The organism is Micromonospora sp. CNZ299, from assembly GCF_002754415.1.
In genome coordinates this window covers 3,444,796-3,468,973 of the sequence record NZ_PEFG01000001.1, presented here as the reverse complement: position 1 = coordinate 3,468,973, position 24,178 = coordinate 3,444,796, and the positions used below count along the sequence as shown (strand labels likewise).

Below are 24,178 nucleotides of genomic sequence, written 5' to 3'. Positions count from 1 at the left end.
GCCGGTGAACGGGGACCCGGAGTACGCGCAGGAGTTCGTCGAGGTCGACGGTGGTCGGCTGGGTGTGCAGGTCTATCCGGAGCCGACCGGTGTGACCGATGCGCCGGTGGCCGTGATCTGGCCCGCGATGGGCGTCCGCGCCCGTTACTACCGGCCCTTCGCCGCCGAGCTGCGCGCCGCCGGGCTGGCCGTGGTCGTCGCCGACCTGCGTGGCACCGGGGCGAGCACCCCCACGCCGAGCCGGGCCGACCGGTACGGCTACCCGGAGCTGGCCGCCGACGTCGGCGCCGTGCTGGCCGCGCTCAAGCCACGACTGGACGGGCGCACCCGGTTGCTGGTCGGGCACTCGCTCGGTGGGCAGGCCGCCCTGCTGCACCTCGCCCTGCACGGCGGCGACGAGGTGGACGGGCTGGCGCTGATCGCTGTCGGCATCCCGTACTGGCGAAACTATCCGGGTCGGCGCGGCCTTGGCGTGCTGCCGTACACCCAGGGGATCGCCGCCACCACGGCGCTGCTCGGCGTGTGGCCGGGTTGGGGGTTCGGCGGCCGGCAGGCGCGCGGCGTGATCCGCGACTGGGCTTACACCGCGCGCACCGGCCGGTTCCCCCGGCTCAACGGCACGGACACCGAGGCGGCGGTACGCGCGGTGCGGACACCGGTGCTGGCCGTCAGCGTGGACGACGACCAGTTCACACCACACGAGACCGTGGACAACCTCTGCGGGAAGCTCGCCACGGCCCCGGTGACCCGGGAGCGCTACACAGTGGCCCAGGCCGGCGCGCCGCTGGACCACTTCACCTGGGTCCGCGCGGGCGCACCGCTGGCGCGGCGGGTCGCCGAGTTCGCCGGCGACCTGCCGCCACGCTGAGTCATACCGGCCGGTCGCCGTGCGACGGCCCGGCCGGCCGACTCACTCGTCCCGCTCCAGCGGCACCAACTCATCGTCGCGCTCCACCTGGATCGCCGCGTGATCCTTGCGCGGCGCGACCTCCGCGGTGTTCTTGTGCGGGTCGTTGTCCGGGTGCATGAGCACAGCGTCTGTCTTGGGGGTCTTCTCCCGGCTCTCGTCCGGCTGCGACATCGCGTTCCCCTCTCGTCGGCGTCGCTCGGGATCTACCCGCCACCGCGCGGACGACTCCTGCTTGCGCGATACGGCCCAGCGGCGCCCGGAACGTCCCCTGGCTGCCCGGTACGGGGTGGATCGGCCCGCACGGGGCGGGGTTAGCCGCCCGACCGGCGGGTAAGCCGCAGCGCCCGACACGGCGGAAGGGGATCACATGTCCGAACGGCATACCGCACTGCGCTCGATGCACGATCTGGGCCTGGCGGCCTGGTTTGGCGGCTCCCTCATGGGTGCCTTCGGTGTCAACGGCGCAGCGGCGAAAATCAGCGACTCGACCCAGCGACTCCCGGTCGCCTCGGCGGGATGGTCCAGGTGGACCCCCGTCAACGCGGCGGCGATCGGCGCACACCTGGCCGGCGCGGTGGGCGAGCTGGTGACGGAGAGCCCACGGGTGGCGGCCCAGTCCGGCGTCGCCCGGACGAGCGTCATCAAGACCGCGTTGACGATCGGGGCGCTCGCGGTGACCGGTTACAGCCGGTTGCTCGGCATGCGGTTGGAGAAGGCGGGTGGCCCGTCGGTGAGCGGCGCCACCGAACCGAACCACCAGACTCCGGCCAGTGTGGCCTCCTCGCAGCGGCAGATGAAGCTGCTCCAGTGGGCCATTCCGGCACTGACCGGGACCCTGGTGGTGGTCACCGCGTACATGGGCGAGCAGCAGAAGCCCGGGCAGGTGTTCCGGGGGATGCTCGGCCGGGGCGGCGGGATGAAGAGCGCCTCGAAGACCATGATCAAGATGGCGGGGATGAGCAACGGCAAGCGGCCGATGGCGATGGCCGGACGCTGAACGTCGGGCCGGCCGGCGTCCCGCCGCCACCTCAACGGCGGGGCGCTGGCTGGCCCTACGCAGGCTCACCGACGCGCCGCGCAGGCCAGGTGGCGGGGACGGAGGGCGGGGACGGCACACCGTCCGCCGGTAGCGGCGGACCGACGAGCGGGGTGGCCATGGCGGCGTACGAGGCACGCAGCGGCGACAACGACCGGCAGGAGCCAGAGGCGTCGCAGCCGTGGGGCACCAGCGACGGCTTCGACGCCGACGCGCCCTGGGGCACGGACGAGGATTCACCGATGGACGAGGGCAGCGAGGAGACCGCCGTGCCCGAGGGACGGCGCGGAGAGCGACGCGCGGGTGCCCCGGCGGGACCGTCCGACCCGGCGGGACGGCACGGCTTCGGTTCGGTGGAGCCGACCCGCACGACGATGGCCGGTCCGGGTGCCCCACCCGACCCGGCGCCCAGCGGCCGGACCTTCCCCGACGACGCGGACATCGGCGAGTCGACGCAGGACGCGTTCCGTGCCCGGGGCCGGCGCTCCTGACCCGAACGCCGGCCCTCCCGACCGTCAACCGGTGGGCGACGCCGCGCGGGCCGGGACAGGCTGATCGGCCATCATCGTCTCGGCGAGCAGTTGCGCCAGCCGGGTGGCGTCGCGTTGGGACTGCCCGGCGCAGCAGTTGTTGAACAGCACGTGCAGGTCGTCGGCCTCCGTGGCCAGCTCGGCCAGCAGACCGGCCCAGTGCCGAAGCTCTTCCTCGGCGTACGCGTACCGGAACTTCTCCTGCTTGTCGCCGTCCCGCCAGGCCGCACTGTGGCCGTGGAACCGGACGATCGCCGGCTCCGCCGTCGTGGTGAGGATCGGTGGCACCGACGACGGATGCCCCTGCGGCATGTCGACGCAGACCAGGGACAGGTCGTGCGCGCGCAGCAGGTCCAGGGTGTCCGCCGCGGCCGGACCGTCGAACCAGGACCGGTGCCGCAGCTCCACGCCGACCCGCCACGGCCGGCAGCGCTGCGCCAGCTCGACGATCCGGCGTTCGGCCGCGACGCCGCGGGCCAGCCACGGTGGGAACTGCAACAGCACCACACCCAGCTTGCCGGCCGCAGCCATCGGATCGAGGGCCGCGCGAAACCGGGCCCACAACTCGTCGTACGCCTCCGGCGGCAGATCCCGGCGGCGGATCCGGCTCGGGCCACCCGTCGGGCGCAGGTCCCGGGGCAGCGCGGCGACCGGCGTCGGGTGGCCGGTGAAGAGGCTGAACGCCTTGACGTCGAAGGTGAAGTCGTCCGGGGTGGCGTCGACCCAGCCCTGCGTGGTCTCGGGCACCGGGACGGCGTAGTAGGACGTGTCCACCTCGACCAACGGGAACCGGCCGGCGTAGAAGCCCAGTCGACGGGCCGGTGTGTTGGCCGAGCGCGGGTACCACCCGGAGCGCAGCAGCGACTGGTCCGCCCAGGACGACGTGCCCACCTTGATTACACCCATGTCATTCAGTGGACGGCCGCTGGCGCGGATCGGCAACCGCTGGCGGGTCGCGCGTCGCCCCGGTGTCGCGCCCGGGAAGTGTCGGTGCGTCGTCCTACGGTGACACCGGATGGGATTTCGGCGTCCAGCGCACAGCGACGAAGGGTGGCGGCATGACCAGCACGGAACAGCTCACCGGTGAGCGGGCCGACCTGTTGCAGAGTCTGCGCAGGCATCGCGCTTTCCTTCTGCAGACCGTCGACGGGCTCACCGACGAGCAGGCGGCGGCCTGCCCGACGGTCAGCGCGCTCAGCCTCGGTGGCCTCGTCAAGCACGTTGCCGGCATCGAGCACCGCTGGATGCTCTTCGCCGTGGGCGGCGCGGAGGCGATGGAGCGCGAGGCCGTCGACTGGGTCGGTCAGTTCCGGATGGAGCCGGGCGAGACCCTGGCCGGGCTCGTCGAGCGGTTCCAGGAGGTGGCTGCGCAGACCGACGAGCTGGTCGCCACCCTCGACCTGGACAAGGCGCACCCGCTGCCGCAGGCGCCGTGGTTCGAGCCGGGTGCGAGTTGGACGGTTCGTCGGGTGCTGCTGCACCTGATCGCCGAGACGTCCCAGCATGCCGGGCACGCCGACATCCTGCGGGAGTCGATCGACGGCGCCAGGACCATGGGCTGACCGGGGCGCCGTTGAGCGTCGACGGCGGCGGGTCTCAGCGCTCCCGCGGTCGGGCCCTGTGCGCGGTGCTCCGGTCCCTCGCGTAGGCGTCGGAGTGACCCCAACGACCGGGGATGTCCAGCAGGTCCAACCGACCGAAGCCGGCCGGCACCGACGGGTTCACCAGCAGGTTGTCGCCGGTGGGTCGCAGCCCCAGCATGGTGCTCAGCAGCATCAGCAGCGCACCCGACGACCACGCCTGCGGGCGCCCGGCCGCCGGCAACTGGACGGGATACTTCGTCAGCCGGCGCTCGTGGCCGGCGATCATCTCCGGCACCGCCCCACCGAGGGTCTGCGCCATGTCGAAGATGGCGGCCGCGATGGTGCCTGCCTGGGTGTCGAAGCCGTAGCGGCGCAGCCCGGCCGCGATCAGGGCGTTGTCCGCCGGCCACACGGCGCCCAGATGGGAGCCCATCGGGTTGTACGACCGCTGCCCGGTGGCGAAGGTGCGCACCCCCCAACCGCCGAACAACCGCGACCCGACCAGGTGCCCGGCGACTGCCTCGGCGCGGTCGTTCGGGACGATCCCGCTCCACAGCAGATGCCCGATGTTGGATGACAGCGCGTCGGCCGGCTCGCCGTACGGGTCGAGGGCCAACGCGTAATACTCCTGGTGCGGCAGCCAGAAGTCCCGGTTGAAGCGCTCCTTCAGCGCCGCGGCTTCCCGCTCCAGACGGTCGGCGTACGCGGGGTCGCCCCAGAACTCCCGGGCCAGCCGGGCGCCGCGCATCTTGGCGTCGTAGACGTAGCCCTGCACCTCGCAGGTGGCGCGGGGAAAGGCGGGTTGCCGGCCGTTCGCGTCGGTGATCGACTGCGGGGAGTCCTTCCAGACCTGGTTGATCGCACCGTACCGCTCGTTGCGACGCTGGTAGCGCACGTAGCCGTCCCCGGTCAGATCGCCGTACTCGTCGATCCAGTCCAACGCCATCCGGGCCGGGTGGCGCAGCTCGCGGACCAGGTCCGCGTCACCGGACCAGCGCTCGTACTCGTCGAGCAGGACGACGAAGAGCGGGGTGGTGTCCGCCGAGCCGTAGTACAGCGCGTTCGCCCGGTCGCCGAACGCTCCGGACTCGCCGTAGCGCAGATGGGCCAGGATCTTGCCCGGCTCCTCGTCGATGTCGTCGTCGAGCTGACCGCCCTGCATGAGCGCCAGCATGCGCAGCGTCGCGGGGGCCAGTTCGGGGGTGAACGCCATCGTCTGCAGGCTGGTGATGATGCTGTGCCGTCCGCACAGCCACATCGTCCACGGCAGACCCGCGACGGGCACCCGATCGTCGTACGACAACGGCCTGTACCGCAGCGCCGCCAGGTCGGCCAGGCTGCCCCGGTACATCTCCTCCAGCCCGCGGCGCTCGGCCACCAGCTGCGGCGCCCGGTCCATCCAGTCCGCCAGGTCCTCGCGCATCCCGGTCCGCACGGCCCACTGGTGCGACTTGAGGTGGGCGCGCATGTCCTGGCCGTCCTCGCCGCCCATGGTCATGGCGACGTGCAGGTCCGTCTCCCACTGCCCCTCGGCGTCGATCCGGATCCGGAACGTCATTCCCCCCTCGTCCACCTCGACGGGAAGGGTGCTTCGCACTGTGGTCTGGCGGACGAACCGGTCCCGCTGATAGCGCAGCACGAGCTGGTTGTTCGCCGAGTCGGCGGTGGCCTCGACGGTCCGCTGCCGGAGCCCGAGCTCGGCGATGTCGGAGAAGTCGCTGCCCATCTCCATCCGTACGGTGAACTCGGCGGGCTGCGCCGAGTGGTTCAGCACGGTGATCTTCTCGTGGAAACAGTCGTGGATCGACCGGTGCCGGATGATCGAGACGTCGGCGTCGACGTAGTGACTCGCCGCGCCGGGCACCAGGAAGAACCGGGTCTCGAAGTACGTCATGTCGTCGCGGGAGAGCGCGTTGATCCGCTCGCCGTCGATCCTGAGCACCCAGTGGGACAGGAAGCGGGTGTCGAACGCGAAGAGACCGACCGGCTGCTGCGGGTCGACCTCCATGTCGCCCTGAGCGTCGCTGTTGGCGAACACGCTGCCGGCGATCACGTGGAGCAGTTCCTGCCTCACCGCCCGGCCTCCCGGGTGGCCACCGCGTCCCGCTCCGGTGCCCGGCGCGCCAACGCGGCCCGGCCGAGCTCCCGCGGATGGCGGGCGCCGGTCGGCCCCGGGAAGATCCGCCGCAGCAGCATCAACAGTTGGATGTTGCCCTGCACGGTCAGCTCGTTGCGCAGCAGAGCCGCGCCCGGATGCAGCTCACCGTTGACCATCTGGTCGACGACCGACCGGTCGGCGCGGACCACCAGTTCGGCGTCGTCGGCCGAGCGGGCCACGTTGACGTGCTGGTCGGAGATGGTCAGATACCAGTGGTCGGTGCAGCCGTCGGCGCGTACGTCCAGCCGCAGTGTGCCCGCTGTGGTTTCGGGCAGGTCGGGGCGCCGGCCGGAATCCAGTTGTCGCAGGTACTGCTCCGCCGTCGTACGCATCAGGTTCCCCTCCCCACGGTTCTCCGCAGGATCACCGGCGCCGGGGTGACGCCGGTTCACCCGCATCGGGTGAGGGCTGGCCACCGGGCGTGCGGCCGCGTCGGCCCGTTTGCGCGGCGGCAGAGCGGGCAGCCACGGGTCCAGCCGAGAGTCAGGACGGACGGAGCATCGGATGCGCGCGCTGCGGTTGCGGGAGTGGAAGTCGGAACCGGAGTTGGTCGAGGTCCCCGACCCGACGCCCGGGCCGGGTCAGGTGGTGGTCCGGATCGGCGGCGCCGGCGCCTGCCATTCCGACCTGCACCTGATGGACGACTTCGAGCCGGGCGCCATGCCCTGGAACCCACCGTTCACCCTCGGCCACGAGAACGCTGGCTGGGTGCACGCCCTCGGTGACGGCGTGACCGGGCTGTCCGTCGGGCAACCAGTAGCCGTCTTCGGCCCGTGGGGCTGTGGCACCTGCGCCCGCTGCCGGGTCGGCGTCGACCCGTACTGCGAGAACCCTGCCGGTGCACCGGTGCCGAGCGGGGGTGGCGGGCTCGGACTGGACGGCGGCATGGCCGAGTTCGAGCTGGTCCCGGACGCCCGGCACGTCGTACCCCTTCCCGAGGGGCTGGATCCGGTGGACGCCGCGCCGCTGACCGACGCGGGCCTCACCCCGTACCACGCCGTCCGGCGGTCCTGGTCGAAGCTGCCGCCGGGCAGCACGGCAGTGGTCATCGGGGTCGGCGGGCTGGGGCATGTGGGCGTGCAGATCCTCAAGGCCACCACAGCCGCGCGGGTCATCGCGGTGGACACCCGCGCCGAGGCGCTGCGGCTGGCCGAGGAGTGCGGCGCCGACCACACCGTGATGTCGGGTCCGACCGCCGCCGAGGAGATCCGCGAGGCAACCGGCGGTCGGGGTGCCGACGTGGTGCTGGACTTCGTCGGTGCGGACGCCACCATGGCGCTCGGTGTGGCGGCGGCCCGCACGGTGGGTGACCTGACCATCGTGGGCATCGGAGGGGGCACCGTGGCGGTGTCGTTCTTCTCCGTGCCGTACGAGGTGAGCATCGCGACCACCTACTGGGGCAGTCGCCCGGAGCTGGTCGAGGTGCTCGATCTGGGTGCCCGTGGCCTCATCCGGCCGAGGACCACCACCTTCGCCCTGGACGACGCCCTCGACGCGTACCGGCAGATGCGCGACGGCACACTGGACGGCCGCGCGGTGATCGTGCCCTGAGCCCGGCGGACCCCGGTCAGCCGGCCTTGATCAGGCCGCGTACGTAGGCGGCCTGGCCCACGTGTTGCAGGTCGTCCTCGGCGACGCTGACCAGTCGGACGCCGAGGGTGACCGGCGGGTCCCACGCCTCGTCGACCACCCGGTCCAGGTCCGCCGGGCGCAGGCCGGCCACGAACGATCCGGTACGCGACGCGACCGCCTCGTAGTAGTCGATCAGCGCCTGTGCGCTCTCCGGTCGCACTGCGGCGACCTGCGCGGGCGAGTGCCCGTAGCCGGTGTTGTCGGGGTCGGCGGTGAGGCCGAACCGGCCCGCCCAGTCGCCGCTCACCCAGATCTGCTCGGCGTCAAGCAGGTCGGCGACGTGATGGTCCTGCACCCGGGTGAGGTGCCAGACCAGCCAACCGATCGAGTTGGTGCCCGGCCCGGGCTCGTGGCGCAGTTGCTCCGGGCTGAGCCCGTCGACCGCCGCGCGGACGAGGTCGGGCAGCCGGTCGTATGTCTCGGTCAGCAGGTCACTCACGTCCACCGGGCACGCCTCCTGGTCGGTTTCGCACCAGGTACCGCCGGAGACGGGCGCTCAAACCTCGGCCGCTACGGTGATCGAATGGTCGCGGCGTTGGAGTTGTATCTGGACCCGGACGCCAGCCGCCGCATCCGGGTGCTGTGGGATGCGCTGGAGGCCGAGGGCGTCCAGAGCATGCGTTCGCTGCTGGAGCGGCGCCACCGACCGCACGTCTCTCTCGCGGTGGCGCCCCGCTTCGACCCGGAGCAGGTCGCCGAGGCGCTGCAAGGGACGGTGGTCGCGGCCCCGCTGCGCCTCGACTTCCAGCACGCCGGCCAGTTCGTCGGTCGGGTGCTCTGGCTCGGCCCGGCGCCCACCCCGGAGCTGCTGGCCCACCAACGCCTGGTGTCGGACCGGCTCGCCGCCGCCGGCATCCCGCTGGCCGAGCACTACCAGCCGGGTCGCTGGGTGCCGCACTGCACGCTCTCCATGCGGGTGCCGAACGCGCTGATGGCCGCCGCGGTGCGGCGCTGTCTGGAGGTGTTGCCGCTGGCCGCGACCGTGGTCGGCGCGGCGCTCACCGACCACGCGCGCGGCATCGCCCATCCACTGCCCTGAGCACTGTCCAGGGGTCTGCCCCCTGACGGGCGCGGGAGGCAACCACAAAATGTCCGGTTTGGCGGGCGACAGTCGGGAAATTGAAAACAAGCGGTGGTGACGCGGCCCGACGTGGGATGGTTCGACGTGGATGCCGTACCGGTGGTGACCTGCCCGAGCGCGGGTGGCCCGGCCGGTGGCACGGGCGCACCCCGTGTCGCCGAGGCGGCTTCGACGAGGAGAGGCAGTGCCTATGCAGGCTCAGCGCAGGCCACCGCGCGCGGAGCGGAGCCAGACCCGGGACGACCGGACCGGGGGCGGAATGACCGGGGCGGCCACGCCACTGACGATCTGGGCCGCGGCCGTGCTGCTCGGCCGGATCAGTGCCGGCGACGACGACGTCGACGACGAACGGCACATCCTGCGCGGCATCGAGTGATCCCGGCCGCGCGGCTCACAGCCAGCCGCGCCGCTTGAAGATCAGGTAGAGGGTGCCGCAGACCAGCAGCATCAGCAACAACGCGAACAGGTAGCCGAAGCGCCAGTTCAACTCCGGCATGTGGACGAAGTTCATCCCGTACACGGTGCCGATGAGCGTGGGAGCGAACAGGATCGCCGCCCAGGACGAGACCTTCTTCAGCTCCTCGTTCTGCGCGTAGCTGGCCGCGGTGAGGCTGCGCATCTCCTCGTTCTGCTGCTGCGAGACGAGCGTGGCGTTGACGGTGAGGATGTTCTGCAACAGGTGCCGGAACCCGTCCACCCGCTCCACGACCTGGGTCAGGTGGTCGGTGACGTCGCGCAGGTAGCGGCGCAGCTCCTCGTCCCTGCTGCCGCTGCCAGCGCCGTCGGCCAGCGCGTCGAGCACCGTGAGCAGGGGGCGGGCGGCCCGCTGGAACTGGATGACCTCGCGGCTGAGCCCGTAGATGCGCCGGCTCGCGTTCGGGTCGCCACCGAACACTTCGGTCTCGATCTCGTCGATGTCGTTCTCCAGCCCGGCCACCACCGGCGCGTACCCGTCGACGACCTGGTCGAGGATCGCGTACAGCACCGACTCCGGACCCCGGGCGAGCATGTGCGCCTCGGTCTCCAGCCGCCGCCGCACCGCGGCCAGATCCGGTGCCTCGCCGTGCCGGACGGTGACCACGAAGCCCGGCCCGATGAACAGGTGCAGTTCGGAGAACTCGACCTCCTCGCGGAGGTCTTCGTAGCGGGCGGCACGCAGCACCACGAACAGGGTCTCCCCGTACCGTTCCAGCTTGGGTCGCTGGTGGGCGTTGATCGCGTCCTCGACCGCCAGGTCGTGCAACCGGAACTCCCGGGCCAGCGACGTGATCTGCTCGATGTCGGGCCGGTACAACCCGATCCAGGCCATCGCGCCGTCCTGCTCCTGCAGACAGCGGTACGTCTCGGCGAGGCCGGACGGCGAGGCGATCCGGTGCCCTCGGATGTAGACCGCGCTGTCCACCAGACCGCTGGGGGGCGGAGTGGCCGACTCCGTGGACGGCGGCACGCCCACCCTGGTCTCGTACTCGTCGAGTTGGCGACCGAAGCCACCACCCGGGCGGAAGCGACGGCCACCGACCATGCCCAGTCCCCTCCCCCCGGCGACGCCCGGCACGGCGCACGCCCGCCGACCCGGGGGCGCTGCTTCCCCCCTGCCCCGGGCCCGAAACCCGCCGCGGCGCCGGCTGGGTTCCGCGCACCGGCGGGCGCCCGCCGTACGGCGGGCGGATACTCACGGTGACGAGGAGCCCGACCCACGCCGCCGGCCACACGTCCACGCCGGCTGACCTGCGGTGCCGGGCACCTCGTCGCGCACGGTGAGCGTGCTCATAACGACTGGACGACCCACCGGTGCCTGCTGCTAGCCTCGGCCCAGGTCATGAGCGCCAGCGCGAAGCCCCGGCTCGCTGGCCGGCAACCCTCCTCCGCGGTGGGGTGCCCCGGGTGAAGACCAGGCACCGGCACGACGTCGGTGCAAGCGTGGCCTGGCACCCAGGTCAGCACAGACCCGGGAGAACCATGCGCATCCTCAGCACCGCCCCACCGACCGACGTCGCAGAACTCCGCGCCGGTTGGCCCTCGCCGGCACTGACCCGGCGACGGCACGTGGACATGATGCGAATGTGCAGCGCCGCCTGTCGCGGCATGACGCACTAGCGCAGCACTTCTCCCGAACCCTCTCCCTCACCGGTACGCCCATCGGGCGCACCGTCGGCGACGCACACCCGTGCGTGCCGAGACACGACCTCTCGGAGACACCCGTGCGACTTCTTCCTGCCCTGACCCGTGCCGCCGCCCTCGGCGCGGCCACCATCCTGGCCGCCACCGCGCTCACCGCCTGCGGCGACGACAGTTCGTCCGACGCCACCGCCAACCCGTACGGCCTGGCCCAGCCGGGCGTGCTGCGGGCCGGCACCCTGACCGACGCCCCGCCGAACGTCTTCCTCAAGGACGGGAAGTTCACCGGCTTCGACAACGACCTGTTGACCGCTGTGGCCGGCAAGCTCGGCCTCACCGTGGAGTTCGTCGGCACCGACTTCTCCGCGTTGCTCTCCCAGGTCAACAACCGCAAGTTCGACGTCGGCAGCTCCTCGATCACCATCACCGAGGCGCGGAAGAAGACAGTCGACTTCGGCAACGGCTACGACTTCGGCTACTTCGGCCTGGACGTCCCGGCCGGCTCCCCGATCACCGGCTTCGACCAGCTCGCCGGCAAGCGGGTCGTGGTGGTGCAGGGCACCGTCCAGGACGACTACGCCAGCGGAAAGCAGCTCGACCCGGTGCGGGTGCCGGACTACAACGGAGCGATCAACCAGCTCAAGGCCGGCACCGCCGACGCGTGGATCGCCCCGGCCGAGATCGGCGAGAAGTCGGCCGCCGACAGCAACGGCAAGATCACCGTGGCGGCCAAGCAGCTCAGCCCGACGCCGACCGCGTACGCCGTCGCCAAGGGCAGCGACAAGCTGCGCGAGGCGCTGAACAAGGGCCTCGACGAGGTCATCGCGGACGGCACGTGGAGCCGGTTGCAGGCGCAGTACTACCCGGGCCGGCCGATCCCGGCGGACTTCACGCCGGGCAGCGGCACCGTGGCGGCACCGTCCGCGTCCGTTGCGCCGTCGGCGTCCACGTCCGTTGCGCCGTCGGCGTCCACGTCGACCGCGTCCTGAACCGGTGACGAGCGAGCAGGGCGGTAGGAGAGGCAACCGATGGATCCGTTGAGCACCCTGTGGGAAACCTTCTTCGACTGGGACGCGATGGGCGAGGCGCTGCCCGAGATGCTGACCGTCGGGCTGCCCAACACGCTGATCCTGGCGGTCTCCGCCGCCCTGCTCGGCTCGGTGCTGGGCCTGCTGCTGGCCGTCGCCGGAATCTCCCGCAGCCGGTGGCTGCGCTGGCCGGCGCGGGTCTACACCGACGTGTTCCGTGGCCTGCCGGCCGCGGCCACGATCCTGCTGATCGGCGTCGGGCTGGCCCCGCTGGGCATGCAGGTCTGGGGACCGGACCCCTACCCGCTGGGGATCCTGGCGCTGTCGCTCATCGCCGCCGCGTACATCGGGGAGATCTTCCGCTCCGGCATCCAGTCGGTGGAGGCCGCCCAGTTGGAGGGTGCCCGTGCTCTCGGCTTCTCCTGGTCCGACTCGATGCGGCTGGTGATCATCCCGCAGGGCATCCGGCGGGTGCTGCCGGCCTGGGTCAACCAGCTCATCGCGCTGATCAAGGACTCCAGTCTGGTCTACTTCCTCGGGCTGGTGGCCAGCCAGCGGGAGCTGTTCCGGATCGGGCAGGACTACGCGGCCACCACCGGCAACGAGTCGGCGCTGCTGCTGGCAGGGGTGTTCTACCTGGCGCTGACCGTCCCGCTGACGCACGTCGTCAACTGGATCGACCGACGGCTGCGCAACGGTCGGCCGGCCGCCGCGCCGACCGACGAGGACGACGAAGACACCACCCCGGCGTACGTCCCGACCGAAGGAGACCGGCGATGATCACCGACACGACCACCTCGGTCAGCCTCGACGTCCGCGACGTGCACCTCGCCTTCGGGCCGAACCGGGTGCTGCGCGGCGTCGACCTCACGGTGCCGCGCGGAGCCACGGCCTGCGTGATCGGCCCGTCCGGGTCGGGCAAGTCCACACTGCTGCGCACCATCAACCGGCTGATCGAGCCGGACCGTGGCGACGTGCTGCTGGACGGACGCAGCGTGCTGGGCGACGACCCGGACGTGCTGCGGCAGCGGGTCGGCATGGTGTTCCAGCAGTTCAACCTCTTCCCGCACATGAGCGTGCTGCGCAACGTCACCCTCGCGCTGCGCCGGCTCCGCAAGCTCGGCGAGGACGAGGCGGAGTCCGTGGCACGGGCCCAGTTGGAGCTGGTGGGGTTGGCCGGCAAGGCCAACTCCCGACCAGCTCAGCTCTCCGGCGGTCAGCAGCAGCGGGTCGCGATCGCCCGGGCGCTGGCACTTCGACCCGAGGTGATGCTCTTCGACGAGGCCACCTCCGCGCTCGACCCGGAGCTGGTCAAGGGCGTCCTCGCGGTGATGGCCGACCTGTCCGCCGCTGGCATGACCATGGTGGTGGTCACCCACGAGATGGGCTTCGCCCGGCAGGTGGCCGACACCGTGGCCTTCATGGACCGGGGCGTGGTGCTGGAGGCCGGTCCGCCCGGGCAGGTCTTCGAGCGGGCCGAGCATCCTCGGCTGCGCCGGTTCCTCGCCCAGGTGCTCTGAGCCGACCGGGAGCAGGGGCGCAGGTCGTCACTCGTTGGGTCCGCGGCCCAGCAGCCGGATCTCCTCGTTGTCCAGCGCGGCCTGGAGCTCCTGAAGCACGAGATCGTCGATCTCCCGGTTGTCCCGCAGTCGGGTGACCTCCCGACGCTTGTGAGCGAGGACCCCGAGGCGCAGCCTGCGTTCCAGCCGGCGCTCCTCGGCCGTGCTCCCGCCACTCTCGTTGAGGTCCGCCAGATGCCGCTGGTACTCGGCTTCCAACCTCTGCACCGCCTCCTGCTGGGCGCCAATCTCGGCGGCGACCCGGGGAAGAGCGGCCAGGCCCACCTCCGTGGCCCGCCGCCGGGCGTTGCGGGTCTCGTCGACGCGTTCCGGGTCGCCGGTCAGCCGGGCCCAGCGCACCACCAGCGGCAGGGTGGTGCCCTGAATGAGCATGATCAGCACGATCACCAGCGCGGTGACGAAGATGATCAGGTCTCGTTCGACCACCGGCCGACCGGAGGCCGTCATCGTCGGGACGGCCAGGGCCGCGGCGAGCGACACGGCGCCCCGGAAACCGGCCCAGCCGGCAACTGTTCCCACCCGCCAGCTCGACGGCCCCTGGCTCGGGTCGAGGATCCGGCGGCGCCGCAACTTCGCGACCTGTGCGGTCAGGTAGACGAATGCCAGGCGGGTGCCGACGACGGCCAGGGTGACCATCACCACGATCAGCAGAGCCCGCTGGGCCGAGGTGCTGGTGATGCCCCGGACCGCGCGAGGAATCTGCGTGCCGAGCAGGACGAACAGACCGCCGTTGATCAGGAACGTGGACAGGTCCCAGAACGCGTACGCCAGCACCCGGGACCGGGCGCGGATCACCCGGGGGCCGGCATAGGCCAGCACCAGGCCGGCGACCACCACCGCCAGCACACCGCTGGCGTGCACCGAGTCGGCGAGCAGGAATGCGCCGAACGGTGTCAGCACGCTGAGTGCGCCCTCGCGCAGCGGATCGTCGAGCCGTTTGCGGATCAGCACCACGGCGGCCCCCACCAGCAGACCGGCGACCACCCCACCGACGCTGGCACCGACGAACTCCTCGCCGATGCCCAGCACGCCCGGCTCCGCGCTCTGGCTGAGCAGGCCCACGGCCACGGCGAAGACCACCAGTGCGGTGCCGTCATTGATCAGGCTCTCCGCGTGCAGGGTGGTGAGAAGCTTCCGGGGCAGCCGTTTGGCGAGACCGGTGACCGCCGCCGCGTCGGTCGGGGCGAGGACCGCGCCCAGCACCCAGGCGGCGGCGGGGTTCACCCCGAACGCCTGCGCGGTCAACGACACCGTGACCATGGTGAGCACCACCAGGACCACGGCCAGCAGCCCGATCACCGGCAGGTTGGCCCGGATCTCGCGCAGGCTGATGGTGAGGCTCTCCCGGTACAGGATCGCCGGCAGGAAGATCAGCAGCACCAGGTCGGGTTCCAGGGTCACCTCGGACAGCGGCGGCGTCAGGCCGAGCAGCACCCCGAACGCGATGAGCAGGACCGGCGGGGCGACCCGGTACCGACCGCCGAGGGTGGTGCCGATCAGGACGGTCGCGCCCAGCACCACGATCAGGACGAGCACCTCCACGGCGTACCCCCTTGATCGACGGCCGACGGTGGACGCGCCGGTGGTTCCATCTGACCGCACCCGCCGCGGGGTTCCGACGCGAATCGGCAAGTCGCCGCCGGCAGCGGGCGGCGGTCAGGGCGCGGGGGTGACTGCGCGGGCCCGGGCGGTCAGGGCGCCGGCGTGACTGCGCGGGCCCGGGCGGTGACCGCGCGGGCGGCGCGGCGGTGCGCGGCCGCTTCCTCGTCGCGGCCCAGCGCGTCGGCCAGGGCGGCGAGGTGCCCGGCCACCGGGCCGACGGTGAGCACCCCACTGCCGGCGGCCAGTTCATCCGCCGCCGGGAGCAGCTCGACGTAGACCCGTTCCATCGTGACCCGGTCTCCGAGGGCGTGCGCCGCCCGGCCGACGAGGCAGAGCCGCGCCTCCCGCAGCAGATCGTGCGGCCCGTCCGGAAGAGTCCGCAGGGCCGCCTCGGCAGCGTCCCGGTCACCGTCGCCGAGCAGCAGCAACGGCCGGACCCACGGCTCGTGCGGCCCCCAGTCCAGATCCGCCCACCCGGCACCGCCGGGCCCATCTGCCCAGCCCGCGCCGCCCGGCCCATCTGCCCAGCCCGCGCCGCCGGGCCTGTCCGCCCAGCCCGCATCGTCGGGTCCGGGGATCGGCTGGTCCGGACCGGCGTGCGGCCGGTCACCGCCGACGGCCTCGGCGAGCCGCAGGCCGAGCAGGGCGAGCGGGAGCAACCCGCGGGTCAGGCCCGGCATGCCGTCGGCGCTCAGCCGGTCGGCAGCCAACCGGTACGCGTCCGCCGCCGCGGCCGGGTCGCCGTCCAGAGCCAGGCGCAATGCCGCGTACCAGCTGGTGAAGACGCCGACCAGCGGCAGTTCGTACCGTTCGGCGAGGCGGTCGGCGGCGCGGGCGTGCGCATCGGCAGCGGGCCGGTCGGCCAGCGCGCAGTGTGCCTGGACCAGGACGAGGTGACCGAGCACCTCGAAGGTCACCAGCCGGTGCCGGGCCGCCAGGTCGACCAGTTCGGCGCCGATCCGGGCCCGGTCTGCGGCCAGGCCGACGCGGTCGAAGGAGTGCATGAAGCGGGCGTTGAGCGCGAAGGCCAGCAGCCCCGGGTCACCGACGGTCCGGGCGATCGTCTCGGCCTCGTGCGCCGCACGGCGGCCCCGGTCGGTGGCGGTGCCGCGCAGCTCCAGCGCGAGGGTGCTCAGCAGCCGGCTGCGCCGAGCCGAACCGGTCGGGCCGAGAGCGGTCAGGGCGTGCTCGGCAGCGCGGACGATGTGCCCGGAGAGCAGGTCGTCGTCGTTGCGCGTCCAGATGGCGGGCACGTCGAAGCCGGCCAGCACCTCCTCGATCAGCAGCGGATCGTCGACGGACTCGGCGGCGGTGATCGCCTCGGCACGCCGTCGCCGCGCCTCGGCCAGGCGGCCCGTCACGGCCAGCGCGCGTCCCAGACCGAGCAACGCCGTCAACCGCTCGCGCTGCTCGCCCGCACCAGCGCGGTCGTACGCCTCGATCGTCTGCCCCCACAGGCGGGCGGCCTCGTGCGGGTTACCGCCCCGTTCGGCCTGCTCGGCGGCTGTGCGGGCGTACGCCGCAGCGCGACCGGCGGCGACCGGTCCGCCGGCGCGGAGCAGGTGGTGCGCGAGCGCGGCGGGCTCGACGGGCTCCCGTTGTCGCAGCACCTCCGCGACGGCCGCGTGCCAGGCGGCGCGGCGCGGCGTGGACAGGTCGGCGTAGAGCGTGTCGCGGACCAGGATGTGGGTGAAGCGCAGCCGCCCGTCGGGCTCCCGCTCGGTGAGGAAACCGGCTTGTAGGGCGCGGTCGACGGCGTCCAGCACGGCGGTGGGGTCACCGGCCAGCGCACCGAGCACCTCCGGGTCGAGGTCCCGGCCGAGCACGGCTGCCTGCCGCAGCACCGTACGCGTCGGCGTGGGTAGCTGCGCCAACCGGTGCCGGATCACGTCGCGCACCCCGGGCGGCACCGCGGCCAGCGCGGCCTCCCCCTCGCTCGCGTACAACTGGGCCAGTTCCCGGACGAAGAACGGGTTGCCGCCGCTGCGATCGTGGATCAACCGGGCGGTGGCCGGGGCCAGTGCCGCACCGACGACGGCTCGGGCCAACTCGTCGGTCGCCGACACGGGCAGGCCGGCGAGATATTCCCGGATCGGCTCCAGCCCGGCGGCGCGGGCCAGGGCGGCGGTCAGCTCGGGGCTGATCTCGGTGGCCCGGTAGGTGCCGAGGATCAAGACCGGCCCGGTGGCCGGCTGCGGGCCGGTGAGCAGGGCGGTCAGCAGGTCCAGGGTGTCGCCGTCGGCGCGGTGCAGGTCGTCGAGGACCAGCAGCACCGGCCCGCGGTCGGCGACCGCCGAGACCAGTGACGCCACCGCACGGTGTCGGCGAAAGCGCGTCCCGGCGGGGTCACCCGAGCCATCGTCGGCAACAAGGCCATCGGCCGGTCCGGCGAGCGCGTCGGTGATCTGGGTCCACGGCCAGGCCGGCGGCGCGCCCTCGTACTCCGGGCTGTGTCCCCATGCCGTGGTCCAGCCCTCGGCTGCGAGCCGCTCGGTGAGGGTCTCGGCCATCGCGGTCTTGCCGGCCCCTGGGTCGCCGCTGAGCAGCGCGAGGGTGGGTTCACGGCGGCGGGACGCGGCCTCGGCGGCCTGCCGCAGGCGATCCAGTTCGGTGTCCCGACCGACGAACGGGCGCTGCCGCGCCGGACCCGGTTCGACGGGTCGCACGGGGCTGGGGGTGGCGTCGTCGTCGAGGGCCGGGATGAGGTGCGGCGCCTGGGCCAGGATGTCGGCTTCCAACCGGCGCAGCTCGGGCCCGGGGTCCACGCCCAGCTCGGTCACCAGGGCGTGTCGCGCCTCGCGCAGCGCGGCCAGCGCGTCGCCCTGTCGCCCGGCGCGGTAGCGGGCCACCGCGAGCAACCGCCAGGCATCCTCGCGCAGCCGATAGCTGGCCAGGTGGGCCGGCAGGTCGGCGGCGGCCTCGTCGGGCCGACCCAAGGCCAGCAGCACCTCCGCGCGCCGCTCGACGGCCAGCATCCGCAACTCGTCCAGCCGGTTGATCTCGGCGACCGCCCAGGGCTCGTTGGCGCAGTCCGCGTACGCGGGCCCGCGCCAGAGCCGCATTGCTGAGTCGAGCGTCGCGAGGGCCGGCGCGGGACGTCCCGCCGCCAGCAACCGGCCCGCCTCGCCGACGGCCGCCTCGAACTGCCCGGCGTCCACCGCGGCCGGGGCGGCCCGCAGCACGTACCCGGGTGGCTCGGTGATCAGGATCCGGGGTGGCTGCCGGGGTGGTCGGTCGGGCTCCAGGGCCCGGCGCAGGTCGGCGACGAAGGTGCGGATGGCGCCCACCGCGCCGTCGGTTGCGACCTCCCACAGGTCGTCGACGAGACGTTCCACCGGCACCACCCGCCCGTGGGCGATCAGCAGCCGCGCCAGCACCAGGCGCTGCCGGTGCCCGCGCAGCGGGGCCGGGCCACGCGCGGTCACGGCGGTCACCGGCCCGAGGACGCCGAAGGTCACCGCGTCCGGTGCCGCCGGTTGCCTGGTCATGGCATCAATCTAGGCGCGCCGGGCGGACCGCACTGACTCGGCACTGATCGCCTGCTGATCACCACCGCGCAGGCTCGACCAGGTACGACGGCGAGGGCTACCGCCCCTGCCGGCACCGCTCACCAGGAAGGTTTCCCGTGGACCCCAGGATCAACGGATTCGACTACCGCCGCGTGACAGTCGCCGACGGTGTGACGCTCAACGTCGCCGTGGGCGGCTCCGGGCCGGCGATCGTGCTGCTGCACGGCTTTCCGCAGACCCACCTCATGTGGCGGCACGTCGCGGCCGACCTGGCCGCCGACCACACGGTCATCTGCCCCGACCTGCGGGGCTACGGCGACAGCGACAAGCCCCTCGACCCCGAGGGCGACGGGTACGCCAAGCGCACCCTCGCCGCCGACGTCGTGGCGCTGGCTGCCGCGCTCGGCCACCAACGGTTCGCGTTGGCCGGCCACGACCGTGGTGCCCTGGTCGCGTTCCGCGCTGGTCTCGACCACCCGGAGGTGATCAGCCATCTCGCGCTGCTCGACGTGGTGCCCACCCTCGACACGTGGGAGGTGCTGCACGGCACCTCCGCCGCCGTCGCGTTCCACCTGTACCTGATGGCACAGCCGCCCGGTCTGCCGGAAGCGCTGATCGGCGGCAGCCCGGACGCCTTCTTCGGCCATTTCCTGGACGTCTGGACCCGTGATCCGGAGGCGATGCCGGCGGACGTCCGGGCGGAGTACCTGCGCGCGTCCCGGGAGGCGGTCACCTCGATCGTCGCCGACTACCGGGCGTCGGCCGGGATCGACGTCGCCCACGACACCGCCGACCGGGAGGCCGGCAACCAGCTGCGGGTGCCGGTGACCGTGCTCCAGCAGGACTGGGGTGCCGCGCTGGGCTACGACGCGGCCGCGGTGTGGCGCGCCTGGGCTCCGGATCTGGAGCATCGGACGGTCACCTGCGGGCACTTCATGGCGGAGGAGGCACCCGCCGAGGTGGTCCGGGCACTGCGGGCCCTGCTCGCCCGCTGACCCGATCGGCGACCCGATCGCACCATTGTTACCCTCGGCAAGATATCCGACACTCTTCGTCACCGAGGTGATGGTGCGGTCGGGTCGCCGCGCTCCGGGCGACCCCACGCGCTCGGATCCGGCATGAAATGGGGTCTGAGCTGCGGTAACACGACGTCGCACCTGGTGGACGACAACCGGGCATCGGTGCTACACAGGCAGATATCGGCAGCCAACGACGGCGAGTCGCAGCTTTCTCGCTCAACGACCGTCCACAGGCAGCGCACCAACGGGCCACGCCGCACGGACCGCCGCTCCACAGTCGCGACCCACCGAACGGCACCGGCCCACCGGCCGCTGCTGGACGCCGGTCCTCGACCAAGGAGTTGCCGTGGGAAACCTCCGTATCCGATCCCGCCACCAGCCCTACGAGATCGCTGTCCTGGCCGCGGCACCCGTCTGTGGCGTGCTGATGCTGACCCTCGACGTCCGGCCGACGTCCGTGCAGACGGCCATGCCCGTCCCCATCCAGGTTGCCTGGGAGCTGGGTCTCATCGCGGTGGGTGTGGGCGGGCTGCTCGGCATCGTGTGGCCCGGCCGGCTCTCCACCGGGCTGGGCATCGAACTCGCGTCGGTGCTGGTGCTCGGCACGATCACCGGCATGTACGCGGTGTCCGTGGTGGCCATGTCCGGCCGGCAGTCCATCGTCGCGACGTCGTTCGTCGTCGCGGTGACGATCGGGTCGCTCTGGCGGGCGGCGCAGATCGCCGTCGACCTGCGCAGGCTGGCCCAGGCATGCGAGCTGGTGAGCTACGAACAGTTGCAGGCGGGTATCACGTGATGACTTCTCCGGCGCCGGCCGCACCGCACTGGGTGCAGATGGTGCTCAGTGTGCTCGGCATCCTCGGCGGCGGCACCGGCCTGGCCGCGATCGCCACCGTGGTGGTGCAACGGGGCAAGTTCAAGGCCGATGCCGCCGACACCCTCACCGAGGCCGCCCTCACCCTGGTGCAGCCGTTGCAGACCCGGATCACCCAGTTGGAGGGTGAGGCGCTCAACGCCCGCTCTGAGCTGAACGTCCTCCGCGAGCAGGTCAACCAGTTGCAGTTCCTGGTCCGGATCCTCAACCGGACGCTGGACCGCTGGCGGGCCGCGATCCGTGCGCCCGATGCCACACTGCGAAAGGTCCGAGCGACGGTGGCGGAGACCGACAGGTCGACCGAGGACCGGTGACCGGCACGCGGTCGGGAAGCCTCAGTGACGGAGGCGTCGGGCGAGCTCGCTCATCGCCGCCCGGAAGTCGGGATCGGACTCGCCCGGATGGTGCCCCCGCACCGGTGGCGGACGGCGCTCCCCCGGAGGAGGCAGCAGGCCCTGTGGGTCCCGTAACCGCCGGTCGACCCGGCCGGCCGGGTCGGCGGGGTCCGGAGGCGGATCGCCGGGCCGGTGCGGGGCGAAGATCCAACCACCGACGGGGTCGGTGTCCCGCCACAGGTTGAGCCACCGCCACTCGACACGGTCCCCCACCGCGCGGAGCACCGTCTCGTTGAGATAGGCCGGAAAGAGCCGGGCGTACAGGCGGTCCAGCGGCGACCCGTAGGTGAGCAGGACGACGCGCTGGCGTACCCGCGGGGGCAGCCGCAGCACCGCGAGGGCGAGCAGCACCGACCCGTGGCTGTGCCCACAGAGCAGCACCCCGTCGTGCCGCTCGGTCAGGTGGGTGATCCGGTCGGCCAGCTCCGGCACCGCACGGTCGGCGTAGCTCGGCGGTGCGAACGGGTGCGCGGCCCGGGGCCAGAAGGTCCCCAGGTCCCACAGGATGCCGACGTGCCGGCGGAACCACGCCGTGCGGTAGGCGAACACGCCTCCGAGGATCAGGGCCACCAGCACCGCGGCGACGAGATAACTGCCCAGGGCTAGACCCATGCCGACGGCCCCGGCTGGCAGCCCGAGGACACGCCACGCCAGTTGGTCCGGCGCCAGGTCGGTCAGCCTCAACAGGCTCGTGGCCAGACCGATCACCGAGAGGGCCGCGTACGTGATCGCGAGGAGTCCCAGCCACTCGACGAACCGCGCGCGGGCGACCGCCCTCGTCACCTGTCGCAGGCGCTCGGCGCCCTCCGGCCCCACCGCCGGGAAGTCGCGGGCGGTGATCGCCGCCGCCGCCCGCCACCGGCGGCGTCGCGACAGGAGGGTCAGCCCACCGCACAACACCACGCCCGCGATGACGTGCACGAAGAAGGCCAACAGCGTCCACTGGTACGGCAGCGGCGGCCCACCGTCGCCGCGGTAGCCGCCGAGCAGGTTGCCGGCCTGGTAGACGAGGTTGGCGGCGAACGCGCTGCCGAGGCCGACCGCGATGGCCGCGACCACCGCCGCGCCCAACCCCTGCGGCAGCGCGTTGCGGCGGTCTCCCCGACCGTGGTGCCCCAGCACCAGCACGCTCAGCGCCACCAGCAGCGTCATCTGCGTGAGCAGGGCCCAGCTCGCGACCTCGTCGTAGCCCGGCAGCCCGTCCGACGACGGCCAGGGGCGCTCGTCGAGGGCGACGGCGACGAGGGTGGCCACGCTCAGAGCAACGGCCACCGCGCCCACCGTGCTGGCGGTCCGGGTGACCATCCGCATGGTCGCCGCCCGGTCCAGGAGGCCGGGGACGGCGAGCAGAACGGCGCAGACCGGCAGCACCGCCGCGCTGAGCGTCAGCAGCACCGTCGTCGAGGCCGTCGCACCGCCGGCGGTCCGGGCCACGAGCAGCATCAGGTTGAGCACCGCGAGCGCGGCGGCGACGTGGACCGCACGCAGCCGTCCCACCATCGGCTCGACGGCCCACAACGGGTTGCCGGCCGGACGGGGCCGACGGGTGCCCAGCAGCCGGAGGAAGGCGACGGCGGCGATCGGCAGCAGGGCGAGCACCGCCAACCGCGGCCCGACCTCCCGTCCGTCCAACCCCGCCATGGTGTCGAAGGGACCACGGCACCGGGCCGCGCCCAGACACCGCCAGGCGAGCAGGTCGAGGGCCACCCCGCCGATGGACACCACGTACAGCACCGTGAGGTTCAGGGCGAGGAGCCGGCACAGCACGGTGACCCCGGCGCCGCTGCGACGGTCGGTCGGCCGCATCCAGACCGCCACGTTGCTGAGCATGAACGGCAACAGGAAGACCAGCGAGAGCGTCCGGGCCACGGTGCCGGAGGGCAGGTCACCCCACCGGTACGCCTCCAGCGTCACACCGTCGGGCTCGGCGTCCTCCGATTCGGCGGCGCGGTGGAAACCACCGCTGTCGTCACCCGCGACCTGCCGGACGTGCGCCCGACCGAGGACCTGCTCGGGTCGCGCCCCCGACACGCCGTGGACCCGCAACTCCACGACGTCTTGCCGACCGGGCCGCTGCTGGTGCGGCGTGTCATCCATCGGCGCGTCGTACTCAGCGGCCGGTGGTGCCGACGCGATGAGAGATCAGGTCCGACGCGACATTCCAGAGCCGTTCGGCGTTACCCGGGTCGACGGCGTACGCGGCCACACCGGTGTAGTCGGCAGGGCGCTCCGTGACGACCGCCGCCTCGGCGCAGTCCTCGAAGTAGCGACCGCCCACGTCGTCCAGCAACGGGGACGCGGCGAGCAGCACCGAGGTGGCGGCACCCTGCTGCGGGGTCTTCTGCCGTTCCTTGGGCGTACGCAGCCCGCCGGTGTGCTTCTGCAACCCGGTGGCGATCGCGCCCGGGTTGAGCGCGTTGGCGTGGATGCCCTCACCGGACCAGCGGCGGGTCGCCTCGACCGCGAGCAACGCCTCGGCGCTCTTGGACTGCCCGTACGCGAGCAGCGGGTCGTAGGGCCGGAACGCGAAGTGCAGGTCGTCGAAGATCACCGGGGAGAAGAGGTTCCCGCTGGAGCTGACCGACACCAACCGGGCGCCACCGGCCGCGGCGAGCGCGTCGTGCAGGCCCACGGTCAGGGCGAAGTGCCCCATGAAGTTGGTGGCGAACTGCATCTCCCAGCCCTCGGCGGTGCGCTCCAACTCGGGTAGCGCCATGATCCCCGCGTTGTTGACCAGGATGTGCAGGGGCTGGTCCCAGCCGGCGACGAACCGGCGTACCGAGTCCTGGTCGGCCAGGTCCAGCTCGCGGGCGCTGACCCGGTCCGCACCGATGCTCGCGGCGATGTCGGCGGCGGCCTGCTCGCCGGCGGCGACCCGGCGTACCCCGAGCACCACCTCGGCGCCGGCGGCGGCGAGCGAACGGGCCGTCTCGACGCCGATGCCGGCGGCGCCTCCGGTGATGACGGCCCGCTTGCCGGTCAGGTCGACCCCGGCGAGGACCTCGTCGGCGGTCGAGGCGAAACCGAAGGGAGTGTTGATCCGAGTTGTCATTGCTGTCCCGTCTCTCGATCACGCTTACCCCGACACTGTCACCCAGGCGGCCGGTGCCAGCCGGATCCCTG

Annotated in this window: 23 protein-coding genes and 1 riboswitch; of the genes, 13 read left to right on the top strand and 10 right to left on the bottom strand. The window is 72.6% G+C overall.

Going from position 1 to position 24,178, the window contains the following annotated elements; translation table 11 throughout:
- Window positions 1-4: 4 nt before the first annotated feature.
- A complete protein-coding gene (locus CLT68_RS16275) occupies window positions 5-868 on the top strand; it encodes an alpha/beta hydrolase family protein (protein ID WP_099851908.1) in 864 nt (287 codons plus the stop codon).
- A 42-nt stretch (window positions 869-910) separates the two neighbouring features.
- Here CLT68_RS16275 and CLT68_RS32845 read toward each other — a convergent pair whose 3' ends face one another.
- The gene (locus CLT68_RS32845; RefSeq protein WP_157743920.1) at window positions 911-1,081 is read right to left on the bottom strand and encodes a hypothetical protein; all 171 of its coding nucleotides are present in this window, start codon (window positions 1,079-1,081) and stop codon (window positions 911-913) included.
- A 196-nt stretch (window positions 1,082-1,277) separates the two neighbouring features.
- Here CLT68_RS32845 and CLT68_RS16270 point away from each other — a divergent pair, with 196 nt between their 5' ends.
- Together CLT68_RS16270 and CLT68_RS16265 are read left to right on the top strand one after the other, a co-directional pair.
- Window positions 1,278-1,907 carry a hypothetical protein gene (locus CLT68_RS16270; RefSeq protein WP_088947191.1) on the top strand — a complete coding sequence of 210 codons (630 nt, stop codon included), beginning with the start codon at window positions 1,278-1,280 and terminating at the stop codon, window positions 1,905-1,907.
- Window positions 1,908-1,996: 89 nt separating this feature from the next.
- A complete protein-coding gene (locus CLT68_RS16265) occupies window positions 1,997-2,437 on the top strand; it encodes a hypothetical protein (RefSeq protein WP_486482197.1) in 441 nt (146 codons plus the stop codon).
- Window positions 2,438-2,461: 24 nt separating this feature from the next.
- Here the strand turns inward: CLT68_RS16265 and CLT68_RS16260 are convergent, their stop codons facing one another.
- Window positions 2,462-3,382 (bottom strand): DUF72 domain-containing protein, encoded by a 921-nt coding sequence (locus tag CLT68_RS16260; RefSeq protein WP_099851905.1) that lies wholly within the window; start codon window positions 3,380-3,382, stop codon window positions 2,462-2,464.
- A 152-nt stretch (window positions 3,383-3,534) separates the two neighbouring features.
- Between CLT68_RS16260 and CLT68_RS16255 the strand changes: the two genes are divergently transcribed.
- Entirely contained in the window at window positions 3,535-4,038 is a 504-nt protein-coding gene (locus CLT68_RS16255) for a DinB family protein (RefSeq protein WP_099851903.1), read from the top strand.
- A 34-nt stretch (window positions 4,039-4,072) separates the two neighbouring features.
- Here CLT68_RS16255 and CLT68_RS16250 read toward each other — a convergent pair whose 3' ends face one another.
- The gene (locus CLT68_RS16250) at window positions 4,073-6,133 is read right to left on the bottom strand and encodes a glycogen debranching N-terminal domain-containing protein (RefSeq protein ID WP_099851902.1); all 2,061 of its coding nucleotides are present in this window, start codon (window positions 6,131-6,133) and stop codon (window positions 4,073-4,075) included.
- Window positions 6,130-6,549 carry an SCP2 sterol-binding domain-containing protein gene (locus CLT68_RS16245; protein WP_099857236.1) on the bottom strand — a complete coding sequence of 140 codons (420 nt, stop codon included), beginning with the start codon at window positions 6,547-6,549 and terminating at the stop codon, window positions 6,130-6,132. The genes CLT68_RS16250 and CLT68_RS16245 overlap by 4 nt, the downstream gene beginning before the upstream one ends.
- A gap of 172 nt (window positions 6,550-6,721) precedes the next feature.
- Between CLT68_RS16245 and CLT68_RS16240 the strand changes: the two genes are divergently transcribed.
- Window positions 6,722-7,768 carry an NAD(P)-dependent alcohol dehydrogenase gene (locus CLT68_RS16240; RefSeq protein WP_099851900.1) on the top strand — a complete coding sequence of 349 codons (1,047 nt, stop codon included), beginning with the start codon at window positions 6,722-6,724 and terminating at the stop codon, window positions 7,766-7,768.
- 16 nt (window positions 7,769-7,784) lie between these two features.
- On the opposite strand, the gene CLT68_RS16235 is transcribed toward CLT68_RS16240, so the two are convergent.
- A complete protein-coding gene (locus CLT68_RS16235; RefSeq protein WP_099851899.1) occupies window positions 7,785-8,294 on the bottom strand; it encodes a mycothiol transferase in 510 nt (169 codons plus the stop codon).
- 78 nt (window positions 8,295-8,372) lie between these two features.
- On the opposite strand from CLT68_RS16235, the gene CLT68_RS16230 reads away from it, so the two are divergent.
- Together CLT68_RS16230 and CLT68_RS32600 are read left to right on the top strand one after the other, a co-directional pair.
- Window positions 8,373-8,888 carry a 2'-5' RNA ligase family protein gene (locus tag CLT68_RS16230; protein WP_099851897.1) on the top strand — a complete coding sequence of 172 codons (516 nt, stop codon included), beginning with the start codon at window positions 8,373-8,375 and terminating at the stop codon, window positions 8,886-8,888.
- Between the two features lie 226 nt (window positions 8,889-9,114).
- Window positions 9,115-9,306 (top strand): hypothetical protein, encoded by a 192-nt coding sequence (locus CLT68_RS32600; RefSeq protein WP_143743196.1) that lies wholly within the window; start codon window positions 9,115-9,117, stop codon window positions 9,304-9,306.
- 15 nt (window positions 9,307-9,321) lie between these two features.
- Here CLT68_RS32600 and corA read toward each other — a convergent pair whose 3' ends face one another.
- The gene (gene corA / locus CLT68_RS16225; protein ID WP_099851895.1) at window positions 9,322-10,452 is read right to left on the bottom strand and encodes a magnesium/cobalt transporter CorA; all 1,131 of its coding nucleotides are present in this window, start codon (window positions 10,450-10,452) and stop codon (window positions 9,322-9,324) included.
- Between the two features lie 293 nt (window positions 10,453-10,745).
- Window positions 10,746-10,857: riboswitch (SAM riboswitch) on the top strand.
- Window positions 10,858-11,131: 274 nt separating this feature from the next.
- Between corA and CLT68_RS16220 the strand changes: the two genes are divergently transcribed.
- Genes CLT68_RS16220 through CLT68_RS16210 form a run of 3 tightly spaced genes read left to right on the top strand, consistent with a single transcriptional unit; the run spans window position 11,132 to window position 13,596 of the window.
- Window positions 11,132-12,037 (top strand): ABC transporter substrate-binding protein, encoded by a 906-nt coding sequence (locus tag CLT68_RS16220; RefSeq protein ID WP_099851894.1) that lies wholly within the window; start codon window positions 11,132-11,134, stop codon window positions 12,035-12,037.
- Between the two features lie 39 nt (window positions 12,038-12,076).
- On the top strand, window positions 12,077-12,856 hold the full coding sequence (locus CLT68_RS16215; protein WP_099851892.1) for an amino acid ABC transporter permease: 780 nt from the start codon (window positions 12,077-12,079) through the stop codon (window positions 12,854-12,856).
- Window positions 12,853-13,596: an amino acid ABC transporter ATP-binding protein gene (locus CLT68_RS16210; RefSeq protein ID WP_099851891.1), complete on the top strand. Its 744-nt coding sequence runs from the start codon at window positions 12,853-12,855 to the stop codon at window positions 13,594-13,596. The genes CLT68_RS16215 and CLT68_RS16210 overlap by 4 nt, the downstream gene beginning before the upstream one ends.
- A gap of 27 nt (window positions 13,597-13,623) precedes the next feature.
- Here CLT68_RS16210 and CLT68_RS16205 read toward each other — a convergent pair whose 3' ends face one another.
- Window positions 13,624-15,198, bottom strand: a complete 1,575-nt coding sequence (locus CLT68_RS16205; protein WP_088947180.1) for a Na+/H+ antiporter — start codon at window positions 15,196-15,198, stop codon at window positions 13,624-13,626.
- Between the two features lie 149 nt (window positions 15,199-15,347).
- On the bottom strand, window positions 15,348-18,746 hold the full coding sequence (locus CLT68_RS16200; protein WP_099851889.1) for a BTAD domain-containing putative transcriptional regulator: 3,399 nt from the start codon (window positions 18,744-18,746) through the stop codon (window positions 15,348-15,350).
- 137 nt (window positions 18,747-18,883) lie between these two features.
- Between CLT68_RS16200 and CLT68_RS16195 the strand changes: the two genes are divergently transcribed.
- The 3 genes from CLT68_RS16195 (at window position 18,884) to CLT68_RS16185 (ending at window position 20,974) form a co-directional block, all read left to right on the top strand.
- Window positions 18,884-19,762, top strand: a complete 879-nt coding sequence (locus tag CLT68_RS16195; RefSeq protein ID WP_099851888.1) for an alpha/beta fold hydrolase — start codon at window positions 18,884-18,886, stop codon at window positions 19,760-19,762.
- A gap of 370 nt (window positions 19,763-20,132) precedes the next feature.
- A complete protein-coding gene (locus CLT68_RS16190; RefSeq protein ID WP_099851886.1) occupies window positions 20,133-20,582 on the top strand; it encodes a hypothetical protein in 450 nt (149 codons plus the stop codon).
- Window positions 20,582-20,974, top strand: a complete 393-nt coding sequence (locus tag CLT68_RS16185; protein ID WP_327650356.1) for a hypothetical protein — start codon at window positions 20,582-20,584, stop codon at window positions 20,972-20,974. Before CLT68_RS16190 ends, CLT68_RS16185 begins: the two co-directional genes overlap by 1 nt.
- 21 nt (window positions 20,975-20,995) lie before the next feature.
- Here CLT68_RS16185 and CLT68_RS16180 read toward each other — a convergent pair whose 3' ends face one another.
- The gene (locus tag CLT68_RS16180) at window positions 20,996-23,152 is read right to left on the bottom strand and encodes a hypothetical protein (protein WP_099851883.1); all 2,157 of its coding nucleotides are present in this window, start codon (window positions 23,150-23,152) and stop codon (window positions 20,996-20,998) included.
- A 13-nt stretch (window positions 23,153-23,165) separates the two neighbouring features.
- Entirely contained in the window at window positions 23,166-24,107 is a 942-nt protein-coding gene (locus tag CLT68_RS16175) for an SDR family NAD(P)-dependent oxidoreductase (protein ID WP_099851881.1), read from the bottom strand.
- Window positions 24,108-24,178: the final 71 nt, after the last annotated feature.